17 protein-coding genes are annotated in these 25,759 nt (G+C 37.7%); 8 read left to right on the forward strand and 9 right to left on the reverse strand.

Translation table 11 applies throughout. The annotated features are described in order from the left end of the window. The first annotated feature begins 221 nt into the window (after window positions 1–221). From FLEMA_RS76455 to FLEMA_RS0165890, 5 genes are all read left to right on the forward strand, one after another. Entirely contained in the window at window positions 222–3,332 is a 3,111-nt protein-coding gene (locus tag FLEMA_RS76455; protein ID WP_052354439.1) for a PAS domain S-box protein, read from the forward strand. A 360-nt stretch (window positions 3,333–3,692) separates the two neighbouring features. Continuing rightward, entirely contained in the window at window positions 3,693–3,989 is a 297-nt protein-coding gene (locus tag FLEMA_RS0165875; protein ID WP_081681439.1) for a DUF3817 domain-containing protein, read from the forward strand. 101 nt (window positions 3,990–4,090) lie between these two features. After that, window positions 4,091–5,293 carry a Pycsar system effector family protein gene (locus tag FLEMA_RS0165880; protein WP_026998056.1) on the forward strand — a complete coding sequence of 401 codons (1,203 nt, stop codon included), beginning with the start codon at window positions 4,091–4,093 and terminating at the stop codon, window positions 5,291–5,293. 28 nt (window positions 5,294–5,321) lie between these two features. Further along, window positions 5,322–6,056, forward strand: coding sequence for a phosphatase PAP2 family protein (locus tag FLEMA_RS0165885; protein ID WP_026998057.1), 735 nt, complete (start codon window positions 5,322–5,324; stop codon window positions 6,054–6,056). 421 nt (window positions 6,057–6,477) lie between these two features. Then, complete coding sequence (locus FLEMA_RS0165890) at window positions 6,478–10,074, forward strand: BamA/TamA family outer membrane protein (protein WP_052354447.1); 3,597 nt, start codon at window positions 6,478–6,480, stop codon at window positions 10,072–10,074. A 196-nt stretch (window positions 10,075–10,270) separates the two neighbouring features. Here FLEMA_RS0165890 and FLEMA_RS0165895 read toward each other — a convergent pair whose 3' ends face one another. Together FLEMA_RS0165895 and FLEMA_RS0165900 are read right to left on the reverse strand one after the other, a co-directional pair. Further along, window positions 10,271–11,290 carry an aldo/keto reductase gene (locus tag FLEMA_RS0165895; RefSeq protein ID WP_026998059.1) on the reverse strand — a complete coding sequence of 340 codons (1,020 nt, stop codon included), beginning with the start codon at window positions 11,288–11,290 and terminating at the stop codon, window positions 10,271–10,273. A 117-nt stretch (window positions 11,291–11,407) separates the two neighbouring features. Next, window positions 11,408–12,307, reverse strand: a complete 900-nt coding sequence (locus FLEMA_RS0165900) for a helix-turn-helix domain-containing protein (protein ID WP_026998060.1) — start codon at window positions 12,305–12,307, stop codon at window positions 11,408–11,410. Between the two features lie 503 nt (window positions 12,308–12,810). Between FLEMA_RS0165900 and FLEMA_RS0165905 the strand changes: the two genes are divergently transcribed. Continuing rightward, the gene (locus tag FLEMA_RS0165905; RefSeq protein ID WP_026998061.1) at window positions 12,811–13,149 is read left to right on the forward strand and encodes a hypothetical protein; all 339 of its coding nucleotides are present in this window, start codon (window positions 12,811–12,813) and stop codon (window positions 13,147–13,149) included. Window positions 13,150–13,303: 154 nt separating this feature from the next. On the opposite strand, the gene FLEMA_RS75700 is transcribed toward FLEMA_RS0165905, so the two are convergent. Further along, window positions 13,304–17,047, reverse strand: a complete 3,744-nt coding sequence (locus FLEMA_RS75700) for a ThuA domain-containing protein (RefSeq protein WP_044175579.1) — start codon at window positions 17,045–17,047, stop codon at window positions 13,304–13,306. A gap of 153 nt (window positions 17,048–17,200) precedes the next feature. On the opposite strand from FLEMA_RS75700, the gene FLEMA_RS0165915 reads away from it, so the two are divergent. After that, on the forward strand, window positions 17,201–17,950 hold the full coding sequence (locus tag FLEMA_RS0165915) for an NUDIX hydrolase (RefSeq protein ID WP_026998062.1): 750 nt from the start codon (window positions 17,201–17,203) through the stop codon (window positions 17,948–17,950). 172 nt (window positions 17,951–18,122) lie between these two features. On the opposite strand, the gene FLEMA_RS75705 is transcribed toward FLEMA_RS0165915, so the two are convergent. From FLEMA_RS75705 to FLEMA_RS0165940, 5 genes are all read right to left on the reverse strand, one after another. After that, on the reverse strand, window positions 18,123–19,475 hold the full coding sequence (locus tag FLEMA_RS75705; RefSeq protein WP_218918581.1) for a sensor histidine kinase: 1,353 nt from the start codon (window positions 19,473–19,475) through the stop codon (window positions 18,123–18,125). 13 nt (window positions 19,476–19,488) lie between these two features. Then, the gene (locus FLEMA_RS0165925) at window positions 19,489–20,859 is read right to left on the reverse strand and encodes a sigma-54-dependent transcriptional regulator (protein WP_044175580.1); all 1,371 of its coding nucleotides are present in this window, start codon (window positions 20,857–20,859) and stop codon (window positions 19,489–19,491) included. 49 nt (window positions 20,860–20,908) lie between these two features. Continuing rightward, window positions 20,909–21,826: an alpha/beta hydrolase gene (locus FLEMA_RS0165930; protein WP_081681441.1), complete on the reverse strand. Its 918-nt coding sequence runs from the start codon at window positions 21,824–21,826 to the stop codon at window positions 20,909–20,911. An 11-nt stretch (window positions 21,827–21,837) separates the two neighbouring features. Continuing rightward, complete coding sequence (locus FLEMA_RS0165935; protein WP_026998065.1) at window positions 21,838–23,367, reverse strand: FG-GAP repeat domain-containing protein; 1,530 nt, start codon at window positions 23,365–23,367, stop codon at window positions 21,838–21,840. Window positions 23,368–23,696: 329 nt separating this feature from the next. Further along, window positions 23,697–24,605, reverse strand: coding sequence for a helix-turn-helix domain-containing protein (locus FLEMA_RS0165940; protein WP_081681442.1), 909 nt, complete (start codon window positions 24,603–24,605; stop codon window positions 23,697–23,699). Window positions 24,606–24,661: 56 nt separating this feature from the next. On the opposite strand from FLEMA_RS0165940, the gene FLEMA_RS0165945 reads away from it, so the two are divergent. Continuing rightward, window positions 24,662–24,865: a carboxymuconolactone decarboxylase family protein gene (locus FLEMA_RS0165945; protein WP_026998067.1), complete on the forward strand. Its 204-nt coding sequence runs from the start codon at window positions 24,662–24,664 to the stop codon at window positions 24,863–24,865. A gap of 37 nt (window positions 24,866–24,902) precedes the next feature. Here the strand turns inward: FLEMA_RS0165945 and FLEMA_RS0165950 are convergent, their stop codons facing one another. Then, window positions 24,903–25,745 (reverse strand): helix-turn-helix domain-containing protein, encoded by an 843-nt coding sequence (locus FLEMA_RS0165950; protein ID WP_044175582.1) that lies wholly within the window; start codon window positions 25,743–25,745, stop codon window positions 24,903–24,905. Between the last annotated feature and the right edge of the window lie 14 nt (window positions 25,746–25,759).

Consider the following 25,759-nt stretch of genomic DNA (forward strand, 5'->3'; position numbering starts at 1 on the left):
ACGAATTGGCTAGATATTTGATATGATTAATTGTACTGAAACTGATGAACACAATATCGTATCTTCATCAGTTTCAGGGTATTTGCTCAGGCTTTCTGGTTTTTCGCCTTTTCCTTCAATAATTTTATACTATTCTCACCGTCAGTCATATAATAGCTAAGTAGAAGTACATATATAAATCTAAAAAGGCAAACTTTTTTGATTTCAACACAACCAAATAGATGATTCATATAGCACCACAACTAAAAATCCTTGTTGTTGAAGATAACCTAGGAGATTATATTTTATTTGAAGAGTATTTGCATGATACAGGATTAGATGTAAAGGATGTCCAAAATGTTATTTCTGTTGCTGAGGCTAAAAAAATATTAGCTCAACAGGATTTCGACTTGGTATTCCTAGATTTGTCGTTGCCTGATAGCGTTGGAATTCAGTCATTAATTGACCTAAACCATATAATAGCTCATATCCCGATTGTGGTACTTTCGGGTATGGAAGAAACCCAAACCACCACACAAGCCATCATAAATGGTGCACAGGATTACTTGATTAAAGGTGAACTAGATGCCAAATTGCTATCAAAAACGATTCGTTATAGTATTGAACGTAAAAAAAATCTCGAAAAAATTAAGCAAAGTAACGAACGGTATACCCTTGTGTCGAATGCTACAATTGGGATGGTTTGGGACATCAACTTGATTACCCGCGAGGTTGTTCGTTCAGGCGATGCTTTTTTGCAACAACACGGCTACGACGAACACGAATTTACTAGCAATTTTGACTTTTGGGGGTTGCGTGTTCACCCCGACGATTATTTGGAATTAAATCAGCGGATTAATCAGCATTTAGAAAAAGCCGAAACCAAATTCTGGGAAAGCGAATACCGCTTCCAAAATGGCAATGGTGAATATTTTTATGTACACGACCGTGGTTCAACTATCTTTGGTGCCGATGGTCAACCCGCTAGAATGATTGGTACTATGATGGATATTTCGGAACGCAAAACCTCAGAAGAGCTTTTACGTATTTCCGAACATAATTACCGACAAATTTTCTTCAACAACCCTAATCCCATGTGGATTTATGATGCCGAAACACTGGCTTTTTTAGAAGTCAATCCTGCGGCTATTAAACACTACGGATATACCCGTGAAGAATTTTTGTCTATTACCCTTTCAGACGTTCGGCCAGAAGAAGATGCTGCCATTTTTTTTACACAAGAGCTTATTACACAGCAAATTGCAGGTACAAAGGAGGTTTTTGTTGTGCATCAAAAGAAAAATCGAGAAAAAATTATTGTCGAAATAACAGCCTATCCGATTGATTTTGGCGGTAAGCAGGCTATGCAAACGCTTATCAATGATGTAACCGAAAAAGTTAGAAATCAAAAAGAAAAACAAGTGGTAGTGCAGGCAATTGAGTCGTTCAGAAATGCGTCGTCGCTAACCATTGGCCTCAACGAAAGCCTCAAATGTATTCGTGATTTTGCGGGCTGGGAATACGGCGAAATTTGGTTGTCTGATTATCACCAAGAACATATTCGCTTACAAACCTTTGATTCCTCTTCGTCGTTTCCCGAACTAACAGCAATGGCGATGAGTATTATTGAACAAAATATTCCATTCAAGGAATCAATTTACCAAATTGTTGAAAAACAAAAATTTGCCTTTTGGTCAAATAACGTTCAGATAGAACCATATTTTATCCGAAAAGCTCAAGCCAAAAATCTTGATATTAAAGCCGCTGTATCTGTACCAATTATGTATAATGAAAAAATAATTGGATGGATTTTGCTATTTAGCCGACAAACGGGCAACCCTGATATAAAAATTATCAATTTTTTAGAAAGCGTCTGTAAGCAGCTTGGTTCTGAAATAGAAAAACGTAACGCCGACGAGCAGCTCAATCATTTCTTTATGCTCAGTAGCGATTTGCTGGGAATTGCCACTCTCGACGGCTATTTTGTAAGGGTCAATAACTCCTTTTCGAGGATTTTGGGCTACCAAGAAAACACCATTAATGGAAGCCTCCTGCTCGACTACGTGCATCCCGAAGACAAAGAAGAAACCCACAGAGTAGTTAAGGGACTTGCCGAAAAACAGGCGGTTTCCTTTATGGAAAATAGGTTTATTGCCCAAAATGGTGATACCAAATGGGTTTCGTGGTCGGTTACATTCCTGCCCGACGAAAAGTTGGTATTTGCCTCGGGGCGTGATATTACCAAGCAAAAAGAAGAAGAACTTCAATTAAGATTACTAGAATCGGTAATTACCAACAGCAACGATGCCATTGTAATTACTGAGCCTATTTTGTCCAAACAGAACGGACAAAAAGTGGTTTATTTCAATAAATCCTTCTTGCAGCTAACAGGCTATAACGCAACCGAAATAATCGAAAACCCTACTCAACTACTCAGAGGTGCAAATACCAACATAGCCGAACTCGAAAAAATCAACGAGGCTATGGCTACTTGGACTCCCGCTGAAGCAGAAGTTATTATTTATAAAAAAACAGGCGAAGAGTTTTGGACAAACCTATCGGTAATTCCAGTACCTGACAAAACGGGAGTGTTTACTCACTGGATTTCGATTTTTAGAGATATTACCGCCCGCAAAAAAGGGGAAGCAGAAAAAGAAATTCTTATTAAAGAACTTACCGATAGCAATACTGATTTAAAGCAGTTTACTTTTATTACGTCGCACAACTTGCGAGCTCCGTTGTCTAATTTGTTGGGAATTTTGGATTTAATAGAGCCAAGTGTCATTCAAGACGAAATGACGTTATTCCTTATTGAAAAATTCAAAGAATCTACTTTACAACTCAACCAAACCGTAAACGACCTACTCAATGTACTTGTTATCAAAAACAAAGTAAATTTGGAACGAAAAACTTTACAGTTTGAAACAGAATTTGAAAAAGTAAAAACCTCTATTCAGTACCAAATCAACGAGGCCAGTGCGTTGTTGAAAACCGATTTTACGGCTATCAATACGGTTAGTTTTGACAGTACCTATTTGGAAAGTATCTTGCTCAATTTGCTGACCAATGCCATCAAATACCGTTCGCCTAAACGCTCGCTTGAACTCAATATTTTCACCAAAGATACCCCCGAATATATCGAATTGTATTTTATGGATAATGGTATTGGTATAGACCTAAAACGCCATCATAGCAAGATTTTTGGCTTGTACCAGCGATTCCATGATTACCCAGAAAGCAAGGGGTTGGGGCTATATATTGTAAGCTCGCAAATCAGAGCTCTTGGGGGCAAAATCGAAGTACAAAGCGAGGTAGACAAAGGCACGACGTTTGTTGTATATTTTGCCAAATAAATACCCCAAAAACAATTTAGGATAATAAATGCTGTTTTTCCAATGCAAAATTGACATAGAATATCAACAAAACTTATTATCTTGTTAAAATACAAACATAAAATCAGTCGTTTAATATTTAGGCTGTCCCCAAAAACCTTACCCTTGAGTTAAGAAAATAATTTTCTTACGGTAACGTAAAGTTGATATAGTGTTTGATAAACTAAATGAAAAATAGAAATAATTAAATATAATTATTTGATAAAGAGCGAGTTGTCGATAAGGTATATAATAAAGTTGCTATTTTATTTTGCCAAATAACTGGACGCTTTTCTGAGACAAATAGTCATTTATTTTCCATATTATTTACCTTAATTGTTTATGTCAGAATCACATACATTAGTACAAAAACTAACAAAGTACTATTTATTAATAGGAAAAACCGAAGGATATAGTTACCTCTTGTTACTATTTGTAGCTATGCCTGCCAAATATCTTCTACAAAAACCCGAATTAGTACGCATTGCGGGTTCTATTCATGGCTTTCTTTTTGTAGCGTTTGTAGGTATAATATTGCTTATGATACTCAAAGCAGGAATGTCCATAAAAAATGCAATACTAGCTTTTTTGCTGTCTCTTATTCCATTTGGAACTTTCTACCTAAGAAAAACTCTTTAACAGATAGCTATCACACAAATGTACCGTTGAAAATCAGTAGCCTAGGGCTATTAGCTGCCATTGGTACACGTTTATATTCAAAAACTCAATAGCGAAGCAATATGCAAACCGAACTACTTGAAGCCGTAAAGCAATATTCTGAATCTATTTTAGAAAATTTGCCTGCTCAATTTTGCTATCATAATGCACAACATACGGCTCATGTTGTAGAATCGACTCTTACGATTGCCCAAGAAGTGGGCGTAAAAGAAAAAACTTTAGAAAATCTGCTTATTGCGGCATGGATGCACGACATTGGCTATGCCGAAAGCACCACCGACCACGAAACCCATAGTGCCAATATGGCGAGGGATTTTTTGACAAAGCTTAATTTCCCAGAAAAACGAATCGAGAAAGTTGTGGAATATATTGAGGCCACTCGTATGCCACAAACACCCCACAACGAAAAACAAATGATTATCTGCGATGCTGATTTGTCGCACATGGCCGCCGATAATTTTTTGAGTATTTCGGAAGAACTAAGAAAAGAAATTTCGCTGACCAAAATAGAATGTAGCGAACGTGAATGGCTAAAAAGTACCCTACAATTATTACAAAATCATCGGTATTTTACTTCGTATGGCAAAAGGGTATTAGAACCTAAAAAGCAAATTAATCTTCATAAAATAGAAGACCGACTTGTTGAACTCAAGGAAATCAAGAAAGCCAAGAGAGAAGACAATTTAGCCAACTTAGATACTGTTCTTTTATCAAAAGAAAATAAGACCAAACGCCCCGACCGTGGTATCGAAACGATGTTTCGTACTACTTCGTCCAATCACTTTCAGCTATCGGCTATGGCCGACAACAAGGCTAATATCATGATTTCGGTGAATACCATTATTATTTCATTGATAATCAGTATATTGATTAGAAAATTGGAAGAGAATATTTATTTGGTTATTCCTACTATTATGATTACAGTAGTGTGCATGCTGGCTACTGTTTTTGCTGTACTAGCTACGATTCCTAATGTTACTAAAGGTAAATTTTCAAAAGAAGACATTGCCAACCGAAGTGCCAATCTATTATTTTTTGGTAACTTCCATGAAATGGAACTAGAAGATTATCAGGCAGGAATGAAAGAAATGATGAACGATTCAGAATTTTTGTACTCGTCGATGACCCGTGACATATACTTTTTGGGCAAAGTACTGGGCAAGAAATACAAAATGTTGCGTATTGCTTATAATATTTTCATGTATGGTTTTGTAATATCTGTGGTTGCTTTTGGTGTAGCGGCAGTACTTCAAAATATAAAATAATCCTGTTCATCACTATTGTATATCGTTTATGTCAAAAAACACCATCATTTGCCTTTTAGTAATAGTAGGTTTTCTGTTGAGCAGTACTTGTCTTTTTTCGCAGGAAAGAGACTCTACCTATAGAAAACAAAAAACAAAAGAACTCATTGCCCCAGCCGTACTAATTGCTACAGGTATGGTGTTTATTAATAACAGCACCAAAGCCGAACAAAAAGAATGGCATACCAAATATTTAAGTAGTTTTCGTACCAATGCCGACGATTACTTGCAGGTAACACCTCAGGCAGCTGTAATGGGTTTAGATATTATTGGCGTTCATGGAAAACATTCGTTTGTAGATAAAGGTGGTATTATATTGCTCGGAAGTGCAATTATGCTTGGAACTGTTTTTGGACTTAAAAAGATTACAAAAATTCAACGTCCCGACGACTCTACCAATGATTCTTTTCCGTCGGGGCATACTGCTAATGCCTTTTTTGGAGCAACCGTACTTGCCGAAGAGTATGGCGATAAAAGCGTTTGGTATACTATTGGAGGCTATACTGTAGCTACCACAACGGGTACTTTTAGAATGCTCAATAATCGCCATTGGCTTTCGGATGTGCTGATTGGTGCGGGTATTGGTATTTTATCGGCCAAGGCTACCTACGTAGTATATCCTTGGATTAAGCAAAAACTCATGAAAAAAGTACCTACCAATGTAACCGTTATTCCTGTGTACGACGGCCGTACCGTTGGCGGAAGCCTTACTATTGGATTTTGATAGATGCGTAAACGTATTAAATAACGAAAGTAAAGTAATTGATTGATAATTAGAGACTTATTTTAAGTTGGATTCATAAAATAGTTGAGAAACCCCTGAATCTCTATTCAATTATTAAGATAAAAGGATTTTTGAGGTTGTTTTAAAAATACGCTAGTTTCCTCGATTAGCTTTTTCCTATTAGCAGGCCAATAATTAGCTATTGCTAACAGAAACAATATGATTTTGGACAAAAAACAACCCAACGTTAGGCAATCTATTTTGACAGCTTGGGTTGTTTCTTATCCAATATTATTCAGACTATTTTATTGAGTACCAATCACTATTTCGCCCTTAGTGTACTCAAAATGATACAACAGTAAGCTATTACCTTTAGCCTATGTATTGATTCAGCAGTATATCTTTTGCAAAACATACCATTATGAAGCAAACTATACTTATCATTTTTTCGATTTTTTTGCCTTTTACTTTTTTGGCACAAAGTAAAAAGGTACAACATACTATTTTTCTGATTGGCGATGCTGGCGAGCCTCTACTCAATGGTAGCGACGCTGTCCTCTCGACACTCCAGCAACGTATCAATCTTGCGGGGAAAAATAGTAGTGTTATTTTTTTAGGCGATAATATATACCCTATCGGAATGGTCTCGGAAGACCACCCCAATAGAAAACAAGCCGAAGCACGCTTTGCAGCACAACTTGATATTATCAAAAATTCTTCAGGACAAGGTTTTGTGATTCCTGGTAACCACGATTGGCAACAAGGTGGAAAAAATGGTTGGGAATATATCAAAAACCAAGAAAAATTTGTAACCGATTATCTTCAACGCAACGATGTTTTTTATCCTAAAGGCGGATGTCCAACTCCTCAAGAGATTCATGTTTCCAACGATTTAACACTTGTTCTTTTAGATACCCAATGGTATTTGCACCCTTGGAAAAAACCCGAAGACAATTCGGACTGTGAGGTAAAAAGTCTGGCAGGTATGCTAACCACTGTCGATGATATTATTTTCCGTAATCAAGACAAAAAAGTAATAGTGCTTGGGCATCATCCTATGTATTCGCATGGCTCGCATGGGGGGTATTTTACGGTAAAAGACCATCTGTTGCCTTTGCATGAATTAGGAATAAATATTCCGTTGCCCGTAATAGGTTCTATTTATCCACTATTTCGCTCAATGATTGGTAATATTCAGGATATTCCCAATCCCGTTTATAAAGAAATGAGCAATGGGTTAACCAGTATTTTCAAACAGTATTCCAATGTGATTTATGCCAATGGACACGAGCATAATTTACAGCTCATTGTACGAGACTCTATCAATTATATTACGTCTGGGTCGGGGTCAAAGCATACTCCTGTAAAAAAAGGAAAAGATTCTGAGTTTGCAGCCGAAACCAAAGGCTTTGCTCAGTTAGAATATTTAGAAGATGGTACACTTTTATTAAGTTTTATTTCAGGAAAAAATGAAGTCCTTTTCCAAAAAGAAATACATTTAAAAACTACTGCTTTTCAAGCTCCCAATTTACTTATCAACGACAAAAAAGCGAATATTCCTAATCCTCATTTTAAAGCTAATACCTTTAAAACATGGTTATTGGGTAGTAATTATCGAGATATTTGGACCAAGCCTATCGTAACTCCTATTCTTGATTTTCAGCATGAAAAAGGAGGCTTAAAAATTATTCAGCGTGGTGGTGGGCAACAAACGCTGTCGCTCAGATACCAAGCCAAAGATGGAGGGCAATACGTGACTCGTTCGGTAGAGAAATACCCAGAAAGTGCTGTGCCAGAGTCTATTAGAAGCAAGTTTACGGTCGAAATTGTGGGTGACCAAATATCGGCGTCTCACCCATTTGCGGCACTTACAGTACCTACTTTGGCCGATGCAGCAGGCGTATTGCATACCAATCCAAGACTTGTGACAATTCCGAACGATACAACTTTGGGCAAATACCAACGACTTTTTGCAGGCCAATTGGCATTGTTTGAGGAAAGACCCGAAGAAGGTTTTGCAGGAGCAAAAAAGACCCTTTCGACACTAAAATTATTTGATAAATTAGAAGAAGACAACAAAAATAAAGTAGACCAGAAAGCTACTTTACGGGCAAGGCTATTAGATATGTTTATTGGTGACTGGGACAGACACGAAGACCAATGGCGTTGGGCTGCTTATGACAACGGCAAAAATACCCTTTATCAGCCTATTCCTCGTGACCGTGACCAAGCCTATTTTGTTAGCCAAGGGTTGCTTCCTCGTATTATATCACGCAAATGGATTTTACCTAAAATTCAAGGATTTGATTATCAGATTCGAGACATCAATACCTTCAACTACAATGCTCGATACGTTGACCGAGCTTTTTTGACCGAACTTAGCGAACAGGATTGGCTCGATGAAGCAAAAGCTTTTCAACAAAATATGACAGAGGCAACCATAGATTCGGCTATTGCCAAACTGCCTCAGAATGACCCACATGCAACCGAAATTATCAATAAGCTGAAGCAACGCAAAAAAGATATGGTTCAGTATGCTCAGGCTTATTATCAGTTTTTGGCCAAAGAGGTAGATATTGTGGCATCAGACAAAGACGAGTTTATTGAGGTTATTCGTCAGGAAGATGGCCAAACAGAAGTTTCTATTTTTGACAAAAACAAAAAAGACGAAAAAGGGAAGCAAACGTATCATCGTATTTTTCAACCAACTATAACCAAAGAAATACGTATTTGGGGGCTCGATGGCGACGATAAATTTAGCGTAAAAGGACAGGCCGAAAAAGGAATTAGAGTACGACTTATTGGCGGAAAAGGGAAAGATGCTTTTGTTGATAGCTCAAAAGTAGCACGAGGAGCTAAAAAAACTTTGATTTACGACAAAACTAAAAATACACTGATTCAGGGAAGCGAAGAAACCGCCGATAAAACAAGTGATAGCGATAAGCGTATAAATGACCTAGACCGATTTGCTTTTGTGTATGACCGAATAGCTCCGCTTGGCTCGTTTGCTTATAACCCCGATGACGGTATTTTTATTGGTGGTGGTGTACAGTTAACCAAGCAAGGCTTTAGAAAAACCCCTTACAAAACACAACACAATTTATCGGGTAATTATGCTTTTTCTACCAAAGCTTTCAATCTATTCTATGTAGGAAATTTTGTTGACTTGATCGGAAAGGCCGACCTAGAACTGAAGATTACCTTACAGCAAGAAGGCATTACCGATAACTTTTTTGGCTTGAGCAACGAATCAGTTTACTTAAAAGAAAAGGGCATTCGGTATTACCGAACCAAGTTGAGTAATTACGAAAACTCGGCTATTCTTAAAAATCATTTTAATAAACTTACCTTGTATTATGGTGTAGTATTTACAGGTTTTGATGTTTCTGAAAATACCAATCGTTTTATCAATGATTTTGCTCCTGCAGGCTCAGAGCTTTATGCAGAAAAAGACTATCTAGGCATAAAAACAGGACTTACTATAGATACCCGCAACAATCCTGTTATTCCAACAAGAGGGTTACGTTGGGATATTTCGGGTACATATCAGCATGGTATTAGTAACAATTACAAAGACGAATATTTTAATCTGAAATCGGATATTGCTTTTTATCATACCTTCAAGCTCCCTGCAACTGTATCGTTTGGTACGCGGTTTGGTGGGGGGATCAATCTTGCCGATTATGAATTTTATCAGGCCAATAGTTTAGGAGGTCTTAGCAATTTAAGGGGCTTTCGCCGCACTCGCTTTTCAGGCAAAAGTTCGTTTTATAATAATACCGAAGTGCGGGTAAAACTTCTTACTCTAAAAAGTTATTTATTTCCAGCCAACTTAGGTGTTTTGGCATTCAACGATGTAGGTCGTGTATGGAATCCCAACGAAAAATCAGACAAGTGGCATCATGGCTATGGTGGGGGAATTTGGCTAGCTCCATTCCAAATGGCGGTAATTTCGGGTACTTACGCTATGTCGGAAGAGGATAAAATCGTAACCGTAAAGCTCGGATTCTTCTTCTAATAGCTAATTCATCATGGTGAAGTGTACGAAATGAAATATATTATATCAGACTTTGGAATATAATTAAAATGACTTTATGCTTCATTTACAAGAGAAGAATAAGGCAAATAATCCCGAAATCAAATATATAAAATTATCGAACTTTCGTACACTACTTATTTATCATATACAATTGCTATATTTCAGGGTAGGTAATCTAGTTTCTGTAACTACTTTGTCGGTTTACCATCCAGCCAGGATATAGCATAGATAACGGACTTACCGCATCGATTTTTGTTAAGTCTTCAGACGATAACTGAATTTCGATAGAACGAAGATTATCAGCGAGTTGCCTTACCGTTTTGGCTCCGATAATAGTACTTGTAATACCGTTTTGTTGCCTTACCCAAGCCAAAGCAATCTGTGCTATAGTAGCATTATGGGCTGTAGCAATATTTCCCAAAACATCGACCAAGTCGTAACCTTTTTCTTTGTTGATAGGAGGAAAATCAAAATTTTCTCTTCTCGAACCAGCCGCGGATTGTTCACGTGTATATTTTCCACTCAAAAAACCACCCGCTAATGGACTCCAAGGAAAAATAGCTAACTGATGATGTGCTGCCATTGGTACAAGCTCGTGTTCAATATCGCGGCTTACAGCCGAATAATAATATTGTAAGCCAATAAATCGGTGCAAACCATTGTATTTGGCAATTGTCTGAGCCTCGGCTACCATCCAAGCAGGCCAGTTACAAATAGCGATATAACGCACTTTTCCTGTATTGACGATGTCGTTGAGAGTACGTACTATTTGCTCGACAGATGTTTTTGGGTCAACGCCATGTACATACAAAATATCGATATAGTCCATTTGTAGACGCTTCAAACTTGCCTCTACCGAATTAAAAATATGATACCTCGATAAGCCAGTGCTATTGGGATATTCGTCCATTCTGCCCAAAACCTTAGTTGCAATCACTACTTGGTCACGAGGAATAGACAAATCTTTTAAGGCCTGTCCCAATAACTGTTCAGATTGACCATAAGAATAGACATTTGCAGTATCAATAAAATTGATTCCAGCCTCAGTAGCCACTTTAATCAGCTCGTTTACTTCTTGCTGTTGTAGTTTACCAATATTGTCCCACATTCCAGCATTTTGACCACCAAAAGTCATTGTACCCAAACAAAGTTCCGAAACTAGCAAACCTGTTTCGCCTACATAATTATACTTCATAGTTGTTGATTTTTTATATAAACACAAAATTGAATACGTGGCAAAGGTCGGTACTATCATAGAGTAATATATAGCCCACAAGAAACAGTAAATATAAAAAATCAAACAATTGTATTACTAAGCCCGAAACACCTTGGGGGTGGTTTGAGTAGCCCGCCGAAAAAAGGAAGTAAAATGCGAAGGGTCGTCAAAACCAAGACTAAACCCAACCTCGGCAATATTCCAGTCGGTGTGCTTCAACAAAGTTTTGGCTTCTTGCAAAACCCGTTCTCCGATTAATTGAGACGTAGTTTTTCCTGTAACCGTTTTCAAAGCCCTATTAAGGTGATTAATATGTACAGAAAGATACGTAGCAAAATCTGCTGGGTTTCGGAGTTTCATCGTTTGCGAAGGTGACTCAATCGGAAATTGGCGTTCGAGCAACTCTACAAAAAGCGAAGTAATACGGGTATTAGCCGAATGATTTTGTAAAGCAATAACCGTTTCGTTGGGCTTTAAACGCATTGCTTTATGAATAAGTTGCTGTACCAATGCCCGTAGCAAATCGTACTTATAAGTATAATCTTGATTGATTTCGGTAAGCATTTGCTCAAAAATATAGCGAAATTCGGCAATATGGCCTTCTTCTAACTCATAAATAGGAAAAGAGCCTAATTTAAAAATAGGGTATTCTTTGATATTAGGAATTTGTTGAAGAAAAGCTTCTGTAAATACACAAAAATAACCTGATTGCTGTTCGCCAATTCGCTCTAACTTATAGGGAATCATCGGATTGGCAAATGAAATACCTGCCTGTTGTACTTCCACGCTTTTATCGGCATAATGATAATGGTTTTGACCAATTACCAACGAAATTTTGTAATAATCTTTACGGCTATAAGGAATAGGCTTTCTGGAATTTCCAATAAAATCTTCAACCCGAAATACATTAAAATGCCCAATGTCATTTTTAAGATTCTCAGGTACAAAGTTTAAACGGCTTTTGTATAAATCCTCTAAAGTATGTATTTGGCTCATATTGTATAATTATAAAAATCAAACATACAAGGTTATCGTTAGTTTTCAATAAATAGGTTGTATATATTTCGAATCCCCATTGATATAGTGAACAAAGGCATCGAAAAAATAAAACCCCTATATTTGTGCCGAAGTGATTTAGATATTTTGTGGTACAGCTACATGAACAACCGATAGTTTTTTGTAAACCATACTAACGTATATTTATATAAGTAAATTCTTTCTACAGAAAGCGTATTAAAACCCTGCTATTCATCAATAAAAAATAGCCTATTAATAACATAAGCGTTTAGATTATGAGTAGTCGTGAACAGGTGAAAACATATCCTTTCCTTTCAAGGGTTTTTCATTGTATGTTCGAGAAAACGAGTATTTAAGACTAATAAAACACAGCTTTTAATCGCATATTGAGGGAAGAGAATTGGTGCTGTTGGACAAAATTTGGCGTTTGCTGGCTTTTTTCTTAATTTGTCAATCTAAACTAAAAATATATCCCTAGAAAAATGACCAGAACTTATATACTTAGAGCTATTATTCTTATTGGAATTATATTAATTTTTGTCGATATCATATCGTTTATCCAACAAGGAACTACTCCTACCATATACGATTATTTCAGAATGATTGACTGGGCTGGATTTGGGTATTCTTTATATCAGGTGTTTCATATTAGTCGCTATAGGTTGTCGGACGAAGCTATGACTAAGTTGACAATCAGAAATATATTTTATACGGTAATTTTTTTCCTATTTATCTTTAGCTTCAAAAGCTTTATTATTCCTGCAGGGGTTTTTGTGGGGCATATCCTAATTCTTAGAAATGAGCTAAATGCTTTGAGATAATCTAATTTGTTTTATATAAAAAAAACAGCCGTACGACTAAGAAATATTTACTTTCATTAATCCTACGACTGGTTTTATTGATTATTGTATTAGCTTGAATAAGCCTACAAAACCCAGACTAACTATAAACTGTTTTTGAGAAAATAGCTAGTTATTACTCTTTTTTTCCATCAAATCCCATGCCCATAGCCTCTAGTTTTACTTTTGTTACTTTGCCCGTATCGTCTTTAATGAATATGATAGTGGCTTTGCCGTCGGCATCAAACTTGTCTGGTTCGTTTAGGGCTTTCAATTCGCCTTCTTGTCCCATAGCATTCATTAATAACTTTCCATCTTGTGCTTTTACCTCAATATAGTCAAAAGGTAAACCTGTCATTTTATACTTTCCTGTATAAATGGTCATATCATTTTTAGGAGCTGCCGTTTCTTGTACAGGTTCAGAAGCCGTAATTTCTGTTTTAAATTGTGCCCCCATAAGTATCATCAACGTTTGTGAATCAGCTTTAGGGTTCTGGAAAACTAAATATACATCGTGTATTCCTTCGGTTGGTGGAATATTGATGGTTACAGGTTTTCCGGCGAAGCCCAAAGATTCGCTTGGTTCTACAAAGGCCGATTCGCCTATAAGTTTACCTGTTGGTGAGCCTAATCTAAATTCAATTTTTCCGCCCTGGGCATTTACTTGTGGCTTAGGAGCTATTACCGACAATTCTATTTGTCTGATATTGGTCAAATCAATTTTATTCAACGTTACATACGCACCAGATTTGCCAGGGATAGCCAATTCGTTGCCACCAAAGGACATTTTAGACACAGATTCAAATTTGTCGAATGAGTGTGCCCCTATTTTTGGATTACGAAGCGTAAAGGTTTGTTCCGAACCCAAAGAAGGAATTCCGTTTGCTCCTTGATCTTGATACGATGCACGCAAAATATAAACGCCTTGCCCTTTGTCATTGGCGGGTAATTTAGCTGTAAATGTACCTTTGGTTGGGAGGATACTTTCTTTTACTTTTTCGTTGGCTAGGCTCAGAATATATTTTACCATTTCAGAAGCATCGTTGGTAGAAAGTTGAGGGTGTCCTGCCATGGCTACTTCTCCCCAAACACCACTACCACCAGCAATTACTTTCTTGGTGAGTTTTTCGAGTGCAGTACCGTCGCCTTTGTATTTTTGGGCAACTTCACGGTACATTGGGCCTACCGATTTTTTATCTACGCTGTGGCAAGCTTTACAGTCGCTAGCTTCAATTAATTTTCGGCCTGTATTTAGGCTAGCACTGGCATCGGCCGAGCGGTGACCTTGGGCAATAGCCACTTTGTCGAAGCCTTCGGCTAGGTAGTCAATATTGACAGCTACTTGTTCGGGTTTGATTTTGCCATTGGCCAAGCTACCATCTTCTTTGTCGTTGACCATTACTTCGTAGTCAAACGATTTGTTAGGGAAAAAGAAGGTTTTATTACTTTTTGGCATATCGAATGATAAAACAGGAGGTTCGTTTCCAGCCGAAACCTCCATAGACTGTGTATTTACAGCTCCTTTGGCATCTGTTACCGACAAGGTTACTTTATAAATACCAGCTTTAGTCAATGTCAAATCTGCGTTGGGTTGATTGATTACTTTGTTAAACCCATTTTTAGACGAAATTTTCCAAGAATACGTCAAGGCATCGCCATCGGCATCGCTTGTACCTTTTGAGGTTAAGCTCAATTTGAATGGCAATGCTCCTCCCATCTGATTAGCAGCCATTTGTACAACAGGTTTACGGTTACCGCCATTGTATTCAATTCTGATTAAACGAGCGTCGTCGTTGGCTGTAAACCAGCCTGAGCCGTATTCTAACATATATAAATCACCATTTTCGGCAAATTCCATATCCATAGGATTGCTAAATTTGTAGCTTGGCATAAACTGCTCCATCGATACATAATTACCGTCTTTGTCGAGGGTTACGGCCATAATCCAACCACGCATCCATTCATAAATCAATAATTTGTCGTTATAGTATTTTGGAAAAGCACGTGGAGCATTTTTAAATTCATCGCTATAAAATACAGGCCCAGCCATAGCATTTCTACCGCCACTACCTACCAATGGAAATTCTTTAGAGGCTGCATAAGGATACCAGATAAGTGCTTTTTGTGCAGGAGGCAATACCTTCAAGCCAGTGTTGTTGGGCGAATTGTTGGTTGGAGCGTTGGCATCCCATTTTTCGCCAGCAATATTTTTCGTAAAGTCAAATTTATTATAAGCTTTGTTGTCGCCTACAAAATGAGGCCAGCCAAAGTTACCTGCTTTACGGGCTTGCCCAACCTCGTCGTGTCCTTCTGGGCCACGGTCGGCAGAAGGTTTATTGGCATCTGGGCCTACTTCGCCCCAATACAAATTACCTTTTTTAGAATCTACCGAAATACGGAAAGGGTTGCGGTGTCCCATTGTATAAATTTCGGGACGGGTTTGTGGTGTACCTTTTGGAAATAAATTACCTTCAGGAATGGTATAAGAGCCATTGGCAGTAGGCTTAATTCTGATGATTTTACCACGTAAATCGTTGGTGTTGGCCGATGATTTTTGAGCATCCCAAGGAGCACGGTCAGGGCGTTCGTCGCTTGGGCTGTAGCCATTAGACCCATGTGGATTGGTATTATCGCCAGTCGATAGATACAAATTGCCCATTTTGTCCCATGCAATCGAGCCGCCTGTATGGCAGCATTGTTCACGCTGAGTAGGAATTTCTAACAATACTTTTTTAGAATCCATTACTAGCTCATCGCCACGCAGTTCATAACGAGTTAAAATATTTTGAGAAGCATTTGGGTCAGAATAATACAAATAAATCCAGTGGTTTTGGGCAAAATTAGGGTCTTTGTTCAAGCCTAATAATCCATCTTCTGCTTCGGTTACTTTTCCGTCTTTGTCGGTATATTTGGTACTTACAGGAATATTAGCAATGGTTTTGAGTTGTTTGGTTTTGGTGTTGTACAAACGAACTGCTCCATGACGTTCGATAAACAAAATACGGCCGTCGTTCAAAACACTCAATTCCATTGGTTCATTCAATTTTTCTTCCAATATCACTTTTGTAAAGCGATTTTCTTCAGGACGAGCCTTAGAATAATCTAATGGTTTGGGTGCATCGCCTCCCATTACGTATTGCAAACCTGCCCAAATATGGTCAAGAAAAAGTGGCTCGGAGAAGGTTTCGTCGGTATGTCCCATTGCGGTATAAAACGAACGGCCACCATCAAATTCATGATACCAGCTAATAGGATGATTATCACCATTTTTACCTCCTTGGTAGGTTTTTTCATCAATTTTTAATACAACATTGATGTTGGGATTGATGTCTTTAAAACTATAGAATTCATCCGAACGCTCAAAAGTATCAGGCATATTTTTGGTTGCCCAGTTTTTCATAGTCACAAAAAATTTCCCTTTTTGTACATTGCTAGGTACCATTGGGTGGTCGAGGAAATATGCACCAGCCAAACGACCATACCAAGGCCATTCGTATTCGGTATCAGTAGCGGCGTGAATCCCTAAATATCCACCTCCTGCCTGAATATATCGTTCAAATTCAGCTTGTTGAGTAGAATTTAGCACATCGCCAGTAGTACTCAAAAATACTACTGCACGGTATTTCTTGAGGTTTTCGGTTGAAAATACGGAAGCATCTTCGCTCAAGTCAACAGCAAAACCTTTTTCTTTCGCCATTTTTTGAAAAGCTACTTTCCCTACTTCAATAGAGGCGTGGCGAAAGGCTGCGGTTTTGCTAAAAACCAAAACACGTGCTGGGTTAGCTTGGCCAAATATCATACTAGAATGCCAAAGACATCCTATTAGTGTCATCAAAAAAGCAAAGGTGCTTTTTATCAGGGTTTTATAAATTTTGTTCATGGGGATAATTGTAAGCTGAAGAGTTGTTTACTTGGATTTATTAAAAAATTAAAAGGTATATTTTTATTATTGTCTTATTATGGGACAATAATAATGGATTTTATCATAGCTAGCAAATTTTTATGTATTTTTGCCCTAAAAGAGACTGACTTTATGGAAAAACAAGAAGACCTTATTGATTTTTTGGAGAATAAGCAAAATTATATACCACACCTTTCGATAGACTGTGTTGTTTTTGGTTTTCACAATAATGAGTTGAAAGTTTTGTTATTGAAGATAAAAAATATTGATACGTGGGTATTGCCTGGAGGATTTGTTGGTATGAGCGAAGGGATTGACCAAGCTGCTTTTAGAATTTTGAAAGAAAGGACAGGGCTAGAAAATATTTACTTGGAACAATTCTATACTTTTGGTCAGGAGAATCGTTCAAAAGAAAATACCCTTGGCAATTTACTTGGTATCGACCAGTACGAAGCTTACAAAAAATCGTGGATTTCTAAGCGTTTTGTTTCGATAGGATATTATGCTTTGGTTGATTTTTCAAAAGTGAATCCTACTGTTGACGACCTAACAGAAAAATATGCTTGGTTTGAATTGAAGCAATTGCCTTGTTTGGCTTTCGACCACAAGGATATTATTGAGAAAGCTTTGGCTACTTTAAGGCTCAACCTAGACCGCAAACTGGTAGGTTTTAATCTTTTGCCCGAAACCTTTACTATGCCCGAACTCCAGAGCTTATACGAAACCATTCTGGATGTATCGCTTCGTAGGAATAACTTTCAACGCAAGATATTGAATATGGATATTCTTGAAAGAATCGAAAAGCTTTATACGGGTGCTGCCAACAAAGCTCCATATTTATATAAATTTAAGCCAGCCAGCCAGCCAAAGTTTGATGAATAAAGCTATTGAACATATCAATTTTTCTTATGGTGTGATATAACCAAAATAGCATTAGTCATAAGGTTGCTATCATAAAATAACAAAAACTTATTTTGTATTGACTTCAGCCAATAAGAAAAAACAAAATTTCTAATGGTTTTAATATAGGATATGCCTATTACACAAGGTTTTATCAAGAACTATACTGTTGGTTTACGGGGTAAAACTTTGTGTGATTTGCTAAATGATTTACCAGTGATATTTCAAAAACCGTCCAATTATCGGCATGAGTTTGGAGCGAAAAATCAAAACCATGATTGTTCAATATTTCTCGAATCAGCATCAAGCCAATGCCTTGCCCATCGGGTTTATTACTAAAAAAAGGTGTAAATAAACGATGTTCTATGTCGGCAGGAATAGGTTTTCCGTTGTTTTTAATCACTAATTTTGAAGAGTCAATGTGTATTAAAATCTGGTTTTCTGCTTCGCAGGCTTCAATAGCATTTTTCAGAATATTCACCAATACTTGTTCCATTTGCCCTATATCGGCCAAAAGCATTACTTCTTTTTCACCGTCCATTTGCATACTAATACCCTTACTTTCGGCCTGTAATTTCATGAAAGATACAGCGTTTTTTACTACATCTGCAATATTCTTGTTTTCTTTATGAGGCAAAGGCAAACGTACAATATCGGCAAAACGCCTCATAAAATAGTTAAGGCGGTGGTTTCGCTCGCTGGCTACTTGTAGGGCGTTTAGTAGGTCGTCGTTATTGATGTATTTTTTGGTTACTTCCAAAATTGAATTGACTGCCCCTATCGAATTGTTAACCTCATGAGCCATCATTCTAATTACTTTTCCATAAGCTTTTTTTTCGGTCTCTAATATTTCTGCTGTTAGCTCTTCTATCATAATGAATGGTCTGGCAAACCCTTTGTCCATAAAAAAAGAACGTTGGAGCTTGAATGTTGCCAAGCCATTGGGCTGAACAGTTTTGGCGGTTCCGTTCTCAAGCAACAACAAATGAGGAATAATAGGATGGTTGATTTGGGCCAAAGGCATAGCCGCAAACTGTTCGGGTAAATCCAAAAGGTCTTGGGCTTTGGGATTGGTTTTGAGCAAATTGTCATCAAAATCTAAAATAATAATAGCAATTGGCGATGCTTGAATAAGTTTTTCCAGAAAAAAATGTTGTTCTTCAACTTGAAGGCGTTCTGCCCTAAGACGCTCAATCATGCTATTGTACACATTGATAAGCTCGTCCATTTCGTACCGCCCTATGGGTCTGAATTTTATGGCAAAATCTTGGTCTTTAATGGCTTCAGCTCCCATCAATAGAAACTTCAAGGGCTGAATAAAATCTTGGTAAAGTTTAATAGAAATTCCCAAAGAAATTAATATAAACAGCTCAGACAGAATAAAGTACAATTTATTCTCCCTTAGTAGCCTAAATGTCAAAAAAATAATGACTCCGTGAATAATACTAACAAATAGAATATATTTTGTTTTGAGCGACACAGAGCGAAAAATATCAGGAGTTTTCATACAGAAATGGGGGCTATTCGCTAAAAGGAATATCAAACTTTTCGAGCCTACGGTATAAGGCAAAACGAGTAATACCCAATGCCCGTGCTACTTTTGAGATTTTGTTTTGATGAAATGCCATGGCTCGTTGAATCATGAGTAGTTCCATTTCATCCAAAGTCATTGTTCCTACTTCGGGCAAGCTGTTTTTACTAACTTGTTGGGTATTGACCGAGATATTTTTTTGAAAATCAGCAATTTCTAATTCATCGTTGGGGCTTAACAATATGGTTTTCTCAACCAAATTTTTTAACTGGCGAATATTACCGGGCAAAGGCAGTCCTTTTAGCCAAGCAATTGCCTTGGGGTGAATTTTGAGATGAGGACGTTCATAAATTGTTTTGAGATTATTGACAAAATACAAGGCCAAAGCCGCAATATCGTCTGGCCGCTCACGCAAGGCGGGCAGTTTGACGGTTATCAAATTGATTCGATAATATAAATCCTCTCGAAAAGTATTTTGTGCTACCATTTCCTCCAAATTTCGATTGGTAGCACAAATCACCCGAACATCTACGGTTTTGCTTTTACTACTGCCGAGTGGCTCAAAGGTTCGGTCTTGTAATACTCGTAATAATTTTACTTGGCTCGACAAATCCAAATCGCCAATTTCATCCAAAAAAATCGTGCCTTTATTCGCAAGTTCAAAACGCCCCACTCGGTCAGACTTAGCATCGGTAAATGCCCCGCGTGTATGTCCAAATAATTCACTTTCAAACAATGTAGCCGATACTCCGCCTAAATTTACCTTGACAAACGGGCGGTTTCGGCGTTTGCTATTTTGATGAATAGCTTCTGCAATAAGTTCTTTTCCTGTGCCACTTTCACCTGTTATTAGTACAGGAGCATCGGTAGTGGCTACACGGCCAATGGTTTCTAGTATTTCCAGAAGTTGGGGGTCATCGCCCACGATATGCTCAAACTGATATTGTTGGTCAAGTTTTCGGCGGTTGGGCGACTGAACTTTCTGTTGAGATAGGTTCAAAATCGTATTTATTGACTGAACGATATAGTCGTTTTGCCAAGGTTTTGTGACAAAATCTCTGGCTCCTAGCTTCATGCCTTCTACTGCCAAATTGATTGTACCCCAGCCAGTTAGTAAAATAATAGCCATATCTGGAAAAGCCCCACGAATCATCTTAAGAGCCTTCATTCCTTCTTCCCCCGATGTTTCTATCGAAAAATTGAGGTCAAGAATAATTAAATCAGGTTTGTAGGCTTCGATAATGTCCATGGCTAATACAGGCGAAGAACAGGTTTTTACCTGAAAGCCTTCTTGCCGAAGCATCAAAGAAAGTGAGGTTTGAACGGCAATATCATCGTCTATGGCTAATATTTTATTCATGGATAGGTTTTTATGGAGCGGCAAGTAATAGGTTACGGTTTATTGCTACTCATTTTAAATGTTTCGTCAAAAATAGTTTAATTTTTTCCCTAATCGAAGCTTCGTCGAACATAACGCCATAATGTGGTGCATTTTTTACAATAATCACTTCGTTGGGAATACCAGCAAGACTCAACCACGAGCTTAGTAGTATTGACTGGGCTTGTGGTACAGATTCGTCCTTTTCGCCATGTATGATTAAAAACGGAGGGTCATTTTTGTCGATATAAGTTACGGGGCTTGCCTTTTTGGCCAAGTCTGGCCTTTGTAAAGGTGGTGTTCCTAACAAAAGCGTTATGGGGTCGGTGGCTACGCTGTTGATATCTAGGCTGCTAGGCATAGCCTGTAAGTCGGCAGGGCCATAAAAATCCACTACTGCCTTTATGCTAAAAGTGGTAGGCTTGTTGTTGGGATAAAAATCGGCAACATGGTTGTTATTGGACAAAGCCAATATACTTGCCAAATGCCCTCCTGCCGAAAAACCCATTAGGGCAATATTATTTTTATCAAACCCATATTCGGAAGCATGTCGGCTCAAAAATTCTAATGCCTGATAACAGTCTTGTAACAGCCCAGGAAATGGAGCAGTAGTACTATGCCGATAGTCGATAGAAGCCAAGGCAAAGCCATTGCTTAGTATCGTATTCAAGGTGTTTTTCATATACCCCATATCGGCATATTTGTCGTTGAGCATCCATGCACCACCATGCACCCATACAACCAAAGGTATATTTTTAGGGGCATTTTGGGGTAGGTAGATGTCTAACTGATGCTTTTTGAGGGTATCGTTGGCATAGGCAATATTGCCTAATAAGCGAGTACCTTCGGGCAAAGATGTAATAATAGGGTTGTTTTGAGCATATCCCCAAATGGTACAACAACAGAAGCCTATGATACGAGTAAGACTTTTAAAAGAATATATTTTCATGATAAATCGGTTTATTTAGTTTTATTTTCAAGGACAAGTACGCTTACTTTTCTAGCTTTTTGCTTATTGTCGGTCACATTTCTTTCTTTTAGCATAAACGACCCCAGCACTATATCGGCATCGCCGTCTTGGTCGGTGTCGGCTACGTCCATTACCATCCACTTCCCCTTTGCCGTTTCTTTTAGGGTCGAAGGTTTAAATTGCCAATTACCTAGGTTTTCAAAGTACAGAAATCCTTCATTGGGCATTTGTTGGGCATCGGTAAAAAACGAAATAGCCGCAATATCCAAATCGCCATCTAGGTCAAAATCGGCAGCCATTGCTTTTGATGCACCAAACATCGGGTAAAAATACTTTTCGGTAAAATGCTGCTTACCATCGTTCAAGAAAATATGCACCCCATGAAAACGCTTTAGCGACATAGAAAGGTCGGCATTGTCGCCATTAGTATAAAGAATATCTTGAAAACCGTCTTTATCAAAATCGACTAATTGGATATGACTAGAACCATAAATTGGAGAGAAAAACAGTACAGGTTTTTCCTCAAAACGGCCATTACCTTTATTGATAAACAGAATAACACTTTCACGGGCTTGGGTCATGAGTACCGTAATATCGGGCAGATTGTCGCCATTAATATCTTGTACAATGGCATTTCTTGCTCCTGGGGCATATTTCAAAACATGTTCGGTTTTAAAATTGTTTTCGTACCATGCTAGTTTGCCTATTTCATTACCAAACTGACAGATTACCGCATCCTGCTTGCCATCTTGATTGAGGTCGGCAAGGGTTATTTCTACGGGTCGTCGAAGGGTATCCATCAGTATTGTTTCCTTTTTTAGGAAATCTCGTTTTATCAATGTGCCTCGTCTTTGCTCGTTGGGGTCCATAATACCCATGTTTAGAGCAAGCAAGGATTTATTTGGTAGAAAAACCATATCCGATACGGGGCTTTGGGTAGGAAAGCTATCTGTTTTGGATAAGTGGTTATCAAAGATATCGACATGATTATGTCCTCGGTAAGCCACATAAAGTGATTTTTGTTCAGGACGAAACTTTACCATTGTTACCAAAGGGATTTCGCCCGTAGTATAAATCGAATGTGCTTCAAAATTGGCCAAACCAACAGTTGGACGCACTTTCTTACCCTGAGGGATAGGTTTTTCGGGAGCATTTTTTACGTAGAAATCAATGATTTTTTGCCAATCTTCGGTTGCCATTACAGGGTTGTCAGGAAAAATATTGGCAACACTCAGCATCATCATATCTTCGTATTCGAGCGAGGTGAAATAGGTCATTTTATCGGCCATTCCAAGTCTTAAAGCCATTTTTGGTAAAATACTTTTCTCCCAGATACGTTGCTCGGCCAAATCGGGGGTTGGGTATTGATGACAACTACCGCAATGCTGTTTGGCTAATTCTTCCCCAGAAAGCCCACTAGGTTTTGGTGGGGTATAGGTGGCTGTACTGGTTTGGGTATTACACTGAATAAGTACACATAATGCCACTACAAACCCTACAAAAACAGTAATTTTTTTCATAATTTTTATTCAATAATCAGATATTTTGGATAATAAAAGGAAATACTCTGTTCGTCTATCAACTTCTTAGAGAACAAATAAGTCGAAATTTATTATAAATGATTGGCAAAATAGTACAATAACAAAATGTATTTTGTCAATTTTTCAAAGAAAGGATAATTTGTGGTGTGGCTTTTTGTAAAATCACGAATCAGGAGAAGCTATAAATGGTTGGCGTACAAATGCCGAATGTATTTTTTTTGCCAAAATCTACAAGGTTTTAGAGCCTCGCAGATTTTGGTTGTAGAAACAAAACTATGTTGTGAGGTGGACATAGATGATATATTTTACTAAGCTACAAATTGTTCTTTGTACTGCATAGGAGTAACACCCACTACTTTTTTGAATAATCGGGTAAAATAAGAAGGACTTTCAAAACCTAATTGATAAGCTATTTCCGAAATATTATCGCCTGTGCCTAATAGTTGATTTTTGGCTTCTGTAACAAGGTATAGATGTACATGATCCAAAGCTGCTTTGCCTGTTTCTTGTTTTAGCACATCGCTCAAGTAGCGGGTTGAAAGCGATAATTCGCCAGCTAAATAATTGACGGTTGGTAATCCTTTTGTTTTTTGAATACCTTTTTCAAAATAATGCGTCAGTACTTCTTGAAATTTCTTTACGGTAGTTCCCGAAACGTTGTTACTGCGGTCGATAAATTGTCTTTTATAAAATCTATCTGAGTACTTCAACATTGCATCAATGTGCGAAAGGATAATTTCCTGACTAAATTCATCCTGATTTTGGTCGTATTCAGTTCTGATTTTATCATAAAGCTCCCACATAATCTTTTCTTCGGCAGGCGAAATATGCAAGGCTTCATTGATTTCGTATTCAAAATAGCCATACTTTTTGATAAGACTGTGCAGGTTATGACCCGTTAAGTAATCTTCATGCACAAAAATTACAAAGCCTTTTTCGGCAAATTGTACATTGCTCACTTCTATGATTTGCCTCGGTTTCATAAAAACCATTGAGCCATTCTCGTGGTCGTACTTGGTTTTGCCATACAAAACGTAGCCTGATTTAATTTTTTTCAAGGCAATCATATAAAAATCCCCCGTAAATCTTGATTCGCCTAATGAATAACTCATCAGTTCTTTACAAGTCATTAGACTAATTAAAGGATTGGCAGGAGGCGGATAACCACTTTTTTCGTGCAATTCTGAAACGCTTTTGTAATGGGTCAGTTTGTCCATGGCTGTTGTAAAAAGAGATAAGTAATGAGACTACAAGATAATAAATTCTGACGGAAATGGAGCTTTTTCGGATTACACCTATTGTCAATAACAAAGGAAATGCCAGCGAAGAAGCCTTAGTACAATTTTTTGAGGTGGGTTACGACGAAAAAGCCCTTATCAAGCTTATTGGGTTAATTACTTTAAGAGCATTTACCAATTATGTATTTGCGAATACGAAAATTCCTGTGGATTTTCCTGCGATTGAATCAATTGCGTAGTGATACTTTGCTTTAGCCTTCATTTCCTACTCTATTATTAGTTTGGAGAATGAAGGCTCTTGTCTTGAATGGATATTAGTTTAGTGGGAGCAACTCCATACGCTTTTTTAAAGGCAAAAGAGAAATGGGATAAGTCTTCAAAGCCTAAATCGAGGTAAATGTCTGAGGCTATTTTCCCCTTTTCATGGATAAGATAATAGGCTTCTTTTAGGCGTTTTTGTTGTAACCAATGCCTTGGAGAAACACCAAATACTTTCTCAAAATCTCTTTTAAAAGTCGCCAGACTTCTACCAGTAAGATAGGCAAAACGTTCTAAGTGAACATTGAAATGATAGTTTTTATTCATGAATGACTCCAAATCAATTTTGTGTGGGTCATTAAAATCAAATAAAATATCCTTTAAGGCTGGATTGGTTTGTAATAGTAGCAAAATTCCTTCATGTAGTTTTATATCAACCATTTGGGCATTTCCCAAAATGGTACTTTGGCGATAGGTCAGTAAAGAATTGACATAGCTTTCGAGTAGCGAATTGGTTTGTAAGCTAAATATAAACTGCTCGTGTGGCTTTTGTTCAGAGAGTACTTCGTAGGCTAAACTAAAACTTTTTAAAGTTTCTTGCGTAAAGAAAATACTCAAGGATTGGTACTCGCCATCAGCAGGAGGATGTTTGCTGAATTTTAGGAGTTGATTGCGTCTGATAAAACGAAAAGTTCCTTCCTCCGATTCATACTGGCTATTTCCGTCGCTAAGAAAAGAAGTACCTGTAATTTGATAATTTAATACATGGTCAGCCACAAACTGCTCACCTTCTCTGCTTTGTTTGTAATAGCAAGAATAGGTAATACTCGCACGTTTTTGATTTTCGTTTTCCGCTTTCATATCAGGCTCAAATT

This window comes from Flectobacillus major DSM 103 (assembly GCF_000427405.1).
In the GTDB taxonomy this organism is placed as follows: domain Bacteria; phylum Bacteroidota; class Bacteroidia; order Cytophagales; family Spirosomataceae; genus Flectobacillus; species Flectobacillus major.